Origin of the sequence: Pantoea wallisii, assembly GCF_002095485.1 — a bacterium.
GTDB classification, from domain to species: domain Bacteria; phylum Pseudomonadota; class Gammaproteobacteria; order Enterobacterales; family Enterobacteriaceae; genus Pantoea; species Pantoea wallisii.
This window is the reverse complement of sequence record NZ_MLFS01000055.1, coordinates 18,716-30,002: the sequence shown is the minus strand read 5'-3', so window position 1 is coordinate 30,002 and position 11,287 is coordinate 18,716. Positions and strand designations below refer to the sequence as shown.

Here is an 11,287-nt window from a genome sequence, read left to right as displayed (position 1 = left end):
CTACGGCGTGGACAGCAGGCTCAGGGGTTGTCACCGCAGGTACCTGGCGCGCCGCTTCGGTTGTTACGGCAATGGCAGCCGCAGTGGCCGCGCTGGCTTTTGCCAGGAGCGGATCGTCAGCCGGCGATTCAGCAACCGGCGTCGCGACCTTAGCCGGTTTTGCCAGCAGCACATCGTCATCGTCCGCCACACGTAAGGACGGCCCAGCCTCTTCAGGCAGGGCTTCATCATGGTATTCGTCCTCTTGCCACGGCTCATCGTGGCGCGAGCGGTTACTGGCAAACGTCAGCACGCCCATCACCACGCTACCGATTTTTTCGGCAATCGCCAGCCATGACCAGCCGGTATATAAGGTGATCCCGGCCGCCCATACGCACAGCAGCGTGAGCGTGCCGCCCGCGCCGCTAAACCACGGCGCCATGGCATTACTCACCAGACTGCCGATCACGCCGCCAGAGGCAAAGTACCAGATGTCATCGACGTTGAGCGCCGCCAGACCACAGGTGGTCACCACCAGCGCCAGCACACCAATCAGCCGCAGGCCCACCGCAAAATAGTCGATGTAATCCTGGCGATCGCGCTGTCGGAAGGTGATCCAGCACAAGCCAATAATGACCGGCGGAATGGCGTAGGCCATCACACCAAAAATGAATAACAGCGTATCAGCCAGCCATGCGCCCACGCTGCCACCGATATTGTGGATCGGTTCATGCCAGGCAGTCTGCGACCAGCTGGGATCGGAAGGGTTAAAACTAACCAGTGACACCATCAAATAGATAGCGAACAGGGCCACGAGAATGAGCAACGCTTCAAGCAGCCGACGTCCGCTGCTCAGCGGTTGTAATGAAACGTCTTTGTCTTCTGTATATTCCTGGCTCAAGAGAACTCTCCAGGTGCCTGTAAATGAAGAAGGCAACAGCGCCGGGCAAGCCCGACGCTGGTCCTGTATGAATTCACAGGAGTGTACCGAAATCCTGCACGCTTTGCACCTGCCCTGCGTTATCGGGTTTTGATCACCAGACGATTACTCTGTTTGACCTCTTCCATCACCACGTAAGTTCGGGTGTCGTTTACGCCCGGCAGGCGCAGCAAGGTTTCACCCAGAAGTTTACGGTAGGCGGACATATCCGGCACGCGGGTTTTTAACAGGTAATCGAAGTCACCGGAAACGAGGTGACACTCTTGAGTTTCCTCAAGTTTTTGAACGGCGGCGTTAAATTGTTCAAACACATCTGGCGCACCACGATTCAGAGTAATCTCAACAAAAACCAGCAGTGAAGCATCCAGGTAGTGCGGGTTCAGTTGCGCCGTATAGCCCAGGATAAAGCCCTGACGCTCCAGGCGACGTACGCGCTCAAGGCACGGCGTAGGCGAAAGCCCCACGCGTTTTGAAAGCTCTACATTGGAGATACGACCATCTTTCTGCAGTTCATTCAGAATATTTCTGTCAATTCGGTCCAGATCTTTTCCGGGGCGCTTCTTATTGTCTACCATTATTATTGTCTCTCTTAATTCCTTCCCTTTGCCTGCCACACCCTGAAAACGCTCATTGTTCAGGGCCTTACTGAAGTGAAGACTGTAAGCCTGTGCAGTATATGCCACCATCCGTATGACGCATGTTGTCTGTCCACATCATGCGTCATTACCAATGTCAGGCTGAGTTTATTTGGCGAAATCGCGCAAAACAGACATGAAATGCTGTCCTGAACCGCTAAATGTTCTCTGCTTCTGACACTGTTTTCGCAAAAGCGCAGGCGATTGTCAAAGTAAAACATCCAAATTCAGTACAAGATGCCAGACAGAGTGCTGGGTTGCTGTTTTTAAATGAGAATTTTTATGCTGCTGCACCACAAATTGCCGAGGATTGCCCCCTTTTGGCGCAGCGTCCGTGCAAAACCTGCGCTCATCGTCTACGCCGCTTGCAGCGATTGTTAACAAAATTGCTGAAACCTTTTTTTGCAGCGGCAATTTCCCTACAATCAAAAACTATGTTGTCAGACACACACTGAGGAATACATGAGTACGGCCAAACACAGTAAGCTGCTCATCCTGGGCTCCGGCCCTGCCGGTTATACCGCTGCGGTCTATGCCGCGCGCGCCAACCTGAATCCCGTTATGATTACCGGACTGGAAAAAGGCGGCCAGCTCACCACCACGACCGACGTTGAAAACTGGCCTGGCGACCCGCACGATCTCACCGGCCCTTCGCTGATGGAGCGCATGCACGAGCATGCTGCGAAGTTCAACACTGAAATCATCTTCGACCACATCCACACCGTTGATCTGCAGAACCGCCCGTTCCGCCTGACGGGCGACAGCGGCGAGTACACGGCAGACGCACTGATCATCGCTACCGGTGCATCGGCGCGCTACCTTGGCCTGCCCTCTGAAGAGGCGTTTAAAGGCAAAGGCGTATCGGCCTGCGCCACCTGCGACGGTTTCTTCTATCGCAATCAGAAAGTGGCGGTGATCGGCGGCGGCAATACGGCGGTTGAAGAGGCCCTGTATCTGGCAAATATCGCCTCTGAAGTGCATCTGATTCATCGTCGCGACAGCTTCCGCGCCGAAAAAATCCTGATCGATCGCCTGATGGAGAAAGTGCGTAACGGCAATATCGTGCTGCACACCCACCGTACGCTGGAAGAGGTGGTAGGCGATCAGATGGGCGTCACCGGCCTGAAGCTGCTCTCTACCACAGGTGAAGCAGAGGAGTCGCTTGAAGTTGCCGGTCTGTTTGTCGCGATCGGTCACAGCCCGAACACCGCGATCTTTGATGGCCAGCTGGCGCTGGAAAATGGCTACATCAAAGTGCAGTCCGGCCTGCACGGTAATGCGACCCAAACCAGCATACCTGGCGTATTCGCTGCGGGTGATGTGATGGACCATATTTATCGTCAGGCGATCACCTCAGCCGGTACCGGTTGTATGGCCGCTCTGGATGCCGAACGCTATCTGGATGGCTTGGTTAAAAACGATAAGTAAGTTGTTAATTACCTGATCATAATTGCGTTAAGGCGGCCTCTTTAGGTCGCCTTTTTTATTGGCTGCATGCTACAGTGCTGCCACCCGCCTCAGGCCGGGTTCTCTGTCCCGATTTCGTATCTCTTTACGGCGATCAAAACGGCTGCGCATGAATAAATCACGGCAACAAGCACTGCTCCGCTGGCTGCGCCAGCAACGTCATCATGGTGCCCGTAGTTTGCGGGTCGCTTCCCTGTTTGGCTTCGCGGCCGCCCTGGTCATTATTGCGCAGGCCTGGCTGCTGGCTTCGCTGCTGCAAAACCTGATTGTTGCTCAACAACCCCGCGCCTCGTTGAGCACCGATTTCCTGCTACTGCTGCTCTGTTTTGTCCTGCGCGCCGCTCTGCATTATGGCCGTGAAATGGCCGGTCACCGTGCCGGTACAGCCATTCGGCGTGCGCTGCGCCGGCAGGTGCTGGATCGCCTGGAGAGCGCCGGCCCGGCGTGGATTCAGGGCAAGCCCGCCGGCAGCTGGGCTACACTGCTGCTGGAGCAGATCGAAGAGATGCAGGAGTATTACGCACGCTATCTGCCGCAAATGTCGCTGGCGGTGTTTGTGCCCTGCGCGATTCTGATCGCCATCTTTCCTGTGAACTGGGCTGCCGGCCTGATTCTGCTGGCCACTGCGCCCCTGATCCCACTGTTTATGGCGCTGGTTGGCATGGGTGCTGCAGACGCTAACCGCCGTAATTTCCTCGCGCTGGCGCGTCTGAGTGGTGACTTCTTCGACCGGCTGCGCGGTCGTGAAACGCTGCGTCTGTTCCACCGTGCCTCTGCTGAGCAGCAGGCGATCGCCGCCAGCACCCGCGATTTTCGTCAGCGCACCATGGAAGTGCTGCGTCTGGCGTTCCTCTCCTCCGCCGTGCTGGAGTTCTTCGCCTCACTGGCGATTGCCGTGGTTGCGGTCTATTTCGGCTTCTCTTACCTCGGCGAACTTAATTTTGGCCACTACAATACCGGCGTTACGCTGTTTGCCGGTTTTCTCGCCTTGATCCTGGCGCCGGAGTTTTTTCAGCCGTTACGCGATCTCGGCGCCTTTTATCACGCCAAAGCGCAGGCGATTGGCGGGGCAGATGCACTGGAGACGTTCCTGCGTGAAAGCCCGGACAACGCGCCTGCTACCACGGGCGCTGCACACCTGATAGCAGGGCCCCTGCACATCCATGCACGGGATCTGCAGGTGATGACGGCGGGCGGTGAAGCATTGTCGCAGCCGCTCACCTTTATCCTGCAACCGGGTAAACGCGTAGCGCTGGTTGGTCAGAGCGGCGCCGGGAAAACGGCGCTGATGAACGTTCTGCTCGGTTTTCTGCCCTACCGGGGCTCGTTGCAGATCAACGGCCAGGAGCTGCGCGATATTGATCGTGACAGCTGGCAGCATCACGTTGCCTGGGTCGGGCAAAATCCACATTTACCCGCCGCCACCCTGCGTGAAAACCTGCTGCTGAATCAGCAGGTCGAGGCGCCGGTATTACACTCAGCATTACAACGCGCCGGCGTCAGCGAATTTCTGCCGCGTCTGCCGCAGGGCCTGGATACGCCGCTGGGTGACAGCGGCATCGGGCTCTCGGTAGGCCAGGCGCAGCGGATTGCCGTGGCACGCGCCCTGCTGAAACCGGCACAATTACTGCTGCTGGATGAACCGGGCTCCGGACTGGATAGCCAGAGTGAGCAGCACGTCATGAACGCCTTACAGCACGCCGCTTTGCAGCAAACCACGCTGATGATTACCCATCAGCTGCATGATGCGCAGCAGTGGGATGAAGTGTGGGTGATGCAGCACGGTCAGCTGGTGCAGCAAGGTACCTGGCAGCAGCTTATTCAGCAGGAGGGGCCGCTGCGGACCATGGCTCAACACCGGCAGTGGGAGATTGCCTGATGCGACACTTGTTGCCTTTTTTGCGCCTGTTCGGCCGTCATCCCTGGCGACTGGGTTTGGGCGTTCTGCTTGCGATTGCCACCCTGCTTGCCAGCATCGGCCTGCTGACGCTATCCGGCTGGTTCCTCGCCGCCTCGTCACTGGCAGGCGTTGCCGGGCTTTACACGTTTAACTACATGCTGCCTGCCGCAGGCGTGCGCGGCGCAGCGATTACGCGTACCGCTGCGCGCTATTTTGAACGACTGGTAAGCCACGATGCGACATTCCGCGTGCTGCAGCATCTGCGCGTATTCACCTTCGGTAAGCTGATGGCACTGGCACCGGAACAGCTGGCGCGCTTCCGTCAGGGTGAGTTACTCAATCGTTTTGTCAGCGACGTCGATACGCTGGATCATCTCTATCTGCGCGTCATCTCTCCCCTGATCGGTGCAGCGGTGGTGATTGTGGTGGTGACCTGTGGCTTAGCGCTGCTGGATCTCCCTCTGGCCCTGCTGCTGGGCGGTATTATGCTGCTCACCTTGCTGGCGATGCCGCCCCTCTTCTGGCGCCTCGGCACCTCTGCCGGTCAGCGTATATCCCGGCATCAGGCCAGCTGGCGTTTGCAGCTTACCCGCTGGATCACTGGCCTGGCCGAGCTGCAAATCTACGGTGCGGCCCGGCTATGGCGTCAGCGGCTTGATGGCGAGGAGCATATCTGGCAACAGGCGCAGCAGTGGCAGCATCGCCTGCAGGCGCTGGCGCAGAGCCTGCTGATGCTAATCAGCGGTGCCACGGTAACCCTGCTGCTGTGGGTTTCCGCTGCGGGCGTGGGCACCAGCAGCACGCCTGGCGCCCTGATCGCCCTATTTGTCTTCTGCGGACTGGCTGCGTTTGAAGCGCTGGCGCCGGTTGCCGGCGCCTTCCTGCCGCTGGCTCAGGTCACCCACGCAGCGCAGCGCGTGCAAGAGATTATCGAACAGCCGCCCGCTATTCTCTTCCCGTCAGCGCCGGTCACGGCCGGCGCCGGTATTCAGCTGCAACTGGCGAATATTGGCTTCAGCTATCCACAGCGTCCTGAGCCGGTGTTGACCGACTTCTCGCTAACGCTGCAACCTGGCGAGCATCTGGCGCTGCTCGGCCCGACGGGCTGTGGCAAATCCAGCCTGCTGGCACTGATTACCCGCGGCCGGGAAGCGCAACAGGGCAGCATCACCCTCAACGGCATCGACCTGAAAGCCTGGGATGAAGCCAGCCTGCGCCAGCGCATAAGCGTAGTCACGCAGCGCGTACATCTGTTCAGCCAGACGCTGCGGGATAATTTACGTCTGGCGCAGCCGGCCGCCAGCGACGAACAGCTGGTTGCCGCGCTGCATCAGGTTGGCCTGGCGCATCTCGCCGACCACCCCGATGGCCTGAATGCCTGGATGGGCGACGGCGGCCGACCGCTCTCCGGCGGTGAGCTGCGTCGCCTGGCAATTGCCCGGGCGCTGCTGCACAACGGCGATCTCTGGCTGCTTGATGAACCGACCGAAGGGCTGGATGCCAGTACTGAACAGCAAATTCTGCGACTGCTTCAGGAGGTTAGCCGGGGCAAGACACTGATTATGGTCACGCACCGTCTGAGCGGGCTGGAGAAAATGGATCGCATTTGCGTGATGGATCAGGGGCGCATCGTTGAGTCCGGCAGTCATGACGAATTAATCTCAAAAGCAGGACGCTACTGGCGTTTCCGGCAACGCTTTGCGCTATAGTCTAAGCGATTAGCCGCAGGGTGAAGGACGCAATGAGACTGATACAACTTTCCCGGGATTCGCTGAACTTCCCGCCGCCAGAAATGGCGCTACGCGAGCCCAACGGTTTGCTGGCCATGGGCGGTGATCTCTCCCCTGCCCGGCTGATAAACGCCTACCAGCAGGGCATATTCCCGTGGTTCTCACCGGGCGATCCGATCTTGTGGTGGTCGCCCGATCCGCGCGCGGTCATGCTGCCAGACGCTTTTCATCTTAGCCGCAGTATGGCGCGCTTTCATCGCCGCTCACCTTACCGCGTTACGATGAATCACGCCTTCGCCCAGGTGCTGGAGGGTTGTGCCACCGGTCGCCAGGAGGGCACATGGATTACCTTTGAGGTGAAGCGGGCGTGGCTACGGCTGTATGAGCTGGGCCATGCGCATTCGATTGAGGTCTGGGATGATAACCGGCTGGTGGGTGGCCTGTATGGCCTGGCGCTGGGGCAAATTTTTTGCGGCGAGTCGATGTTCAGCCGGCAGGAAAATGCGTCTAAAACCGCGCTGTGGGTGTTTTCGCAGCATTTCGTTGCCCATCAGGGGCGTTTAATTGATTGCCAGGTGCTGAACCCACATACCGCGTCGTTGGGCGCCGTTGAGATAGCGCGCGTAGATTATCTTCAGTACGTGCAAACGCTGGCCGCAGAGCCGGTTTTGAGCGGCTGCTGGCAAACACAAACCCTTTTTTGACTCGCCGCGCAGATGTTTTGCACACAATTCCCGACAAAAGTGATACAATAAGCGAGTTTGGTATGTCGTCCGCGCTTCGCTGTGGCGAGCCGGAATTGCCAGGCTGGGAATCTCACCCTGTTCCCGAAGCTGTTTCAGTTGTGCACCTGATGCCGATTGCCGCAGATTCTTAGCCCGCTAATCCCCCGCAGACGTCAAAAAACACCCGAATTTATATCCGTAATGCACGCGCAACGGCGCGACGCACGGCGAAGCGTTGGCAAAAACAACCAACGTTTCTTTACATAAATCATGGAATTCGGCATTATCTTGCCGGTTCAACAGTTTGGTAGTTCACCCAGAGGATTCGATGGCCAAAGAAGACAATATTGAAATGCAAGGTACTGTACTGGATACATTACCTAACACCATGTTCCGCGTAGAGCTTGAAAACGGGCACGTGGTTACCGCTCATATCTCCGGTAAAATGCGTAAAAATTACATCCGCATCCTGACGGGCGACAAAGTGACTGTCGAGTTGACCCCGTACGACCTGAGCAAAGGCCGCATTGTCTTCCGTAGTCGCTAAGTTGTTGCACACGCCTCGCGTTTGCAGATTTTACTAAGCGCGAAAAAAAAGGCCGGATTCGCATCCGGCCTTTTTCTTATGCTTCACCGTTAGTGCACGGTGCCTTCCGTTTTACGCTTCTCGGCGCTCAGGAAGTGATAAGTGAGCTGATTTTTCTCTTTATCCAGCGCTACAGATACCGATCCCCCCTCCACCAGTGAACCGAACAGCAGCTCGTTCGCCAGCGGTTTCTTGAGGTTCTCCTGCACGGTACGCGCCATCGGACGTGCGCCCATCGCTTTGTCGTAGCCCTTCTCAGCCAGCCAGTCACGCGCTTCGTCGCTGACCTCAAGCGAGACGCCCTTCGCATCCAGCTGAGCCTGCAGCTCAACGATAAACTTATCCACGACCTGATGAATCACCTCGGTATCGAGATGGCGGAACCAGATAATGTTGTCGAGACGGTTACGGAACTCCGGCGTGAAGATCTTCTTGATCTCTTCCATCGCGTCGGTGCTGTTATCCTGCTGAATCAGGCCAATCGATTTGCGCTCGGTCTCACGCACGCCGGCGTTAGTAGTCATTACGACGACCACGTTACGGAAGTCCGCTTTACGTCCGTTGTTATCCGTCAGCATGCCGTTGTCCATCACCTGCAGCAGCAGGTTAAAGACATCCGGATGGGCTTTCTCAATCTCATCCAGCAGTACGACCGCATGCGGATGCTTGATCACCGCATCGGTGAGCAGGCCGCCCTGATCAAAACCGACATATCCCGGAGGGGCACCGATCAAACGGCTGACGGTGTGACGCTCCATATATTCCGACATATCGAAACGCAGCAGCTCAATGCCAAGCGCCTTCGCCAGCTGAACGGTTACCTCGGTTTTCCCGACGCCGGTCGGGCCGGCAAACAGGAACGAACCAACAGGTTTGCGATCCTGACCCAGGCCAGCACGGCTCATCTTGATGGCTTCCGTCAGCGCTTCGATGGCATTGTCCTGTCCGAACACCAGCATCTTCAGGCGGTCACCCAGATTTTTCAGCGTATCGCGATCGGTTGCTGAGACGCTCTGCTCCGGAATACGCGCAATACGCGCCACCACCGACTCAATATCTGAGACGTTGACGGTTTTCTTGCGCTTGCTGACCGGCACCAGACGCGCGCGCGCGCCGGCTTCATCAATCACATCTATGGCCTTATCCGGCAGATGACGATCGTTGATGTACTTCACCGCCAGCTCAACGGCCGCACGCACCGCTTTGGCGGTATAACGCACATCATGATGCGCTTCGTACTTCGGTTTCAGCCCGTTGAGGATCTGCACCGTCTCTTCTACCGACGGTTCAGTGATGTCGATCTTCTGGAAACGACGCGCCAGCGCACGATCCTTTTCAAAGATGTTGCTGAACTCCTGATAGGTGGTCGATCCCATCACGCGGATCTTCCCACTGGAGAGCAGCGGCTTGATCAGGTTCGCCGCATCCACCTGGCCACCTGATGCCGCACCGGCGCCGATAATGGTGTGGATCTCGTCGATAAACAGGATGCTGTTGTTATCCTGCTCCAGCTGTTTCAGCAGCGCTTTAAAACGTTTTTCAAAATCACCACGGTACTTGGTGCCCGCCAGCAGCGAACCGATGTCGAGCGAATAGATGGTGCACTCTTTCATCACTTCCGGCACATCGCCCTGCACAATGCGCCAGGCGAGGCCTTCCGCAATCGCAGTTTTACCGACGCCTGATTCACCCACCAGCAGCGGGTTGTTTTTACGACGACGGCACAGCACCTGAATAGTACGTTCCAGCTCTTTATCGCGGCCGATCAGCGGATCGATCCCGCCGACACGAGCAAGCTGATTAAGATTGGTGGTGAAGTTTTCCATACGTTCCTCCCCGCCTGCTTGCTCTTCGTTAACCGGATTCTCCGCGTTGTTCTGCGGCTGGCCCGGCTCATCTTTACGCGTACCATGGGAGATGAAGTTCACCACATCAAGGCGGCTCACTTCGTGTTTACGCAGCAGGTAAGCCGCTTGCGACTCCTGCTCGCTGAAGATGGCGACCAGCACGTTGGCACCCGAGACTTCGCTGCGGCCCGACGACTGGACATGGAAAACCGCACGCTGCAGCACGCGCTGGAAGCTGAGCGTCGGTTGCGTATCGCGCTCCTCTTCACTGGCTGGCAGCACCGGTGTGGTTTGTTCGATGAAGGCTTCGAGTTCCTGCCGCAGAGCCGAAATATCCACCGTACAGGCTTCCAGTGCCTCTCTGGCCGACGGGTTGCTGAGCAGGGCCAGCAACAGATGCTCGACGGTCATAAACTCGTGACGGTGCTCACGCGCTCTGGCGAAAGCCATGTTTAAACTGAGTTCCAGTTCTTGATTGAGCATTTGGCACCTCCCCCAATTATCGCTCTGACGATCTGAATCCTATATGGAGACAGCTTCAGGCTTTTTCCAGCGTACACAGCAACGGATGTTGATTATCCCGGGCATAATTGTTCACCTGGGCGACTTTGGTCTCCGCCACTTCTGCGGTGAATACACCACAGATCGCCTTTCCATGGTAGTGAACTTTCAGCATCAGCTGCGTTGCACGTTCAATATCATAAGAAAAGAACTTTTGCAGAACGTCAATAACAAATTCCATAGGTGTATAATCGTCATTATTCAGAATGACTTTATACATTGAAGGCGGCTTTAACCCTTCGCGTACTTTGTCTTCGGCCAGGTGTTCAAAGTTAAGCCAGTCGTTTGTGTTTGCCATAATGTTCCGTTGAAATTCTGCGTTACGGTAGCGCACATTTCTGTGCTCACACCTAAAGTTTAACATGCCTGTCAAGCCGGATTACCTGTTGCAAAAATCGGTCCTGAAAGCGCATGCGCGACCTGTATCACAAAATTTGCAATAGCGTTAACTGCCTCAAATTTTGATGAATTTCTCCCCGTGCGCCAGGGCCGTTTGCTTGACGATAAGGTCCGTTTCTCTACATTCTACTTACACAAGCTGATTGAGTTTTAAACAAACTCGACTCACAGCTTCAATGACCTCACCTACTTATCAAAATGTCTTGCGAGGGAAGTAAAAGCATGGAGACGGGTACTGTTAAATGGTTCAACAACGCCAAAGGCTTCGGCTTTATCTGTCCGATTGGCGGCGGCGACGATATCTTCGCACACTACTCCACGATCCAGATGGAGGGATACAGAACGCTGAAAGCGGGCCAGCATGTCCAGTTTGATGTCCATGAAGGGCCGAAAGGCAATCACGCCAGTCTGATTGTGCCCTGTGAGACATCGCAGGTCGCCTGACGCAGCCGACTGCACTCATTCTGACCACTCCCGAAAAAAAATGCCAGCCGCAGACGCTGGCATTTTTCTTGTGC

The 11,287-nt window shown here is 56.6% G+C and carries 11 protein-coding genes; 7 read left to right on the top strand and 4 right to left on the bottom strand.

The genetic code is table 11. The features are described from left to right. Window positions 1-880 (bottom strand): DNA translocase FtsK 4TM domain-containing protein (locus HA48_RS17290; protein ID WP_244182892.1); only part of this gene is annotated, 880 nt, incomplete at its 3' end. 119 nt (window positions 881-999) lie between these two features. Then, a complete protein-coding gene (gene lrp / locus HA48_RS17285; RefSeq protein ID WP_006118610.1) occupies window positions 1,000-1,494 on the bottom strand; it encodes a leucine-responsive transcriptional regulator Lrp in 495 nt (164 codons plus the stop codon). 221 nt (window positions 1,495-1,715) lie between these two features. On the opposite strand from lrp, the gene HA48_RS17280 reads away from it, so the two are divergent. From HA48_RS17280 to infA, 6 genes are all read left to right on the top strand, one after another. Further along, complete coding sequence (locus HA48_RS17280) at window positions 1,716-2,009, top strand: hypothetical protein (RefSeq protein ID WP_128602428.1); 294 nt, start codon at window positions 1,716-1,718, stop codon at window positions 2,007-2,009. A 7-nt stretch (window positions 2,010-2,016) separates the two neighbouring features. Beyond that, the gene (trxB, locus tag HA48_RS17275) at window positions 2,017-2,982 is read left to right on the top strand and encodes a thioredoxin-disulfide reductase (protein ID WP_128602427.1); all 966 of its coding nucleotides are present in this window, start codon (window positions 2,017-2,019) and stop codon (window positions 2,980-2,982) included. Between the two features lie 148 nt (window positions 2,983-3,130). After that, window positions 3,131-4,900, top strand: coding sequence for a heme ABC transporter permease/ATP-binding protein CydD (gene cydD, locus HA48_RS17270; protein ID WP_128602426.1), 1,770 nt, complete (start codon window positions 3,131-3,133; stop codon window positions 4,898-4,900). Further along, window positions 4,900-6,630, top strand: a complete 1,731-nt coding sequence (gene cydC / locus HA48_RS17265; protein ID WP_128602425.1) for a heme ABC transporter ATP-binding protein/permease CydC — start codon at window positions 4,900-4,902, stop codon at window positions 6,628-6,630. Before cydD ends, cydC begins: the two co-directional genes overlap by 1 nt. Before the next feature lie 32 nt (window positions 6,631-6,662). After that, entirely contained in the window at window positions 6,663-7,355 is a 693-nt protein-coding gene (gene aat / locus HA48_RS17260) for a leucyl/phenylalanyl-tRNA--protein transferase (protein ID WP_128602424.1), read from the top strand. A gap of 349 nt (window positions 7,356-7,704) precedes the next feature. Continuing rightward, window positions 7,705-7,923, top strand: a complete 219-nt coding sequence (gene infA / locus HA48_RS17255) for a translation initiation factor IF-1 (RefSeq protein WP_002211347.1) — start codon at window positions 7,705-7,707, stop codon at window positions 7,921-7,923. 89 nt (window positions 7,924-8,012) lie between these two features. Here the strand turns inward: infA and clpA are convergent, their stop codons facing one another. Both clpA and clpS read right to left on the bottom strand, forming a co-directional pair. Next, window positions 8,013-10,292, bottom strand: a complete 2,280-nt coding sequence (gene clpA, locus HA48_RS17250; protein ID WP_128602423.1) for an ATP-dependent Clp protease ATP-binding subunit ClpA — start codon at window positions 10,290-10,292, stop codon at window positions 8,013-8,015. A 55-nt stretch (window positions 10,293-10,347) separates the two neighbouring features. Beyond that, on the bottom strand, window positions 10,348-10,668 hold the full coding sequence (gene clpS, locus HA48_RS17245; protein WP_128602422.1) for an ATP-dependent Clp protease adapter ClpS: 321 nt from the start codon (window positions 10,666-10,668) through the stop codon (window positions 10,348-10,350). A 323-nt stretch (window positions 10,669-10,991) separates the two neighbouring features. On the opposite strand from clpS, the gene cspD reads away from it, so the two are divergent. Then, window positions 10,992-11,213 carry a cold shock-like protein CspD gene (gene cspD / locus HA48_RS17240; protein ID WP_128602421.1) on the top strand — a complete coding sequence of 74 codons (222 nt, stop codon included), beginning with the start codon at window positions 10,992-10,994 and terminating at the stop codon, window positions 11,211-11,213. Window positions 11,214-11,287 lie beyond the last annotated feature (74 nt).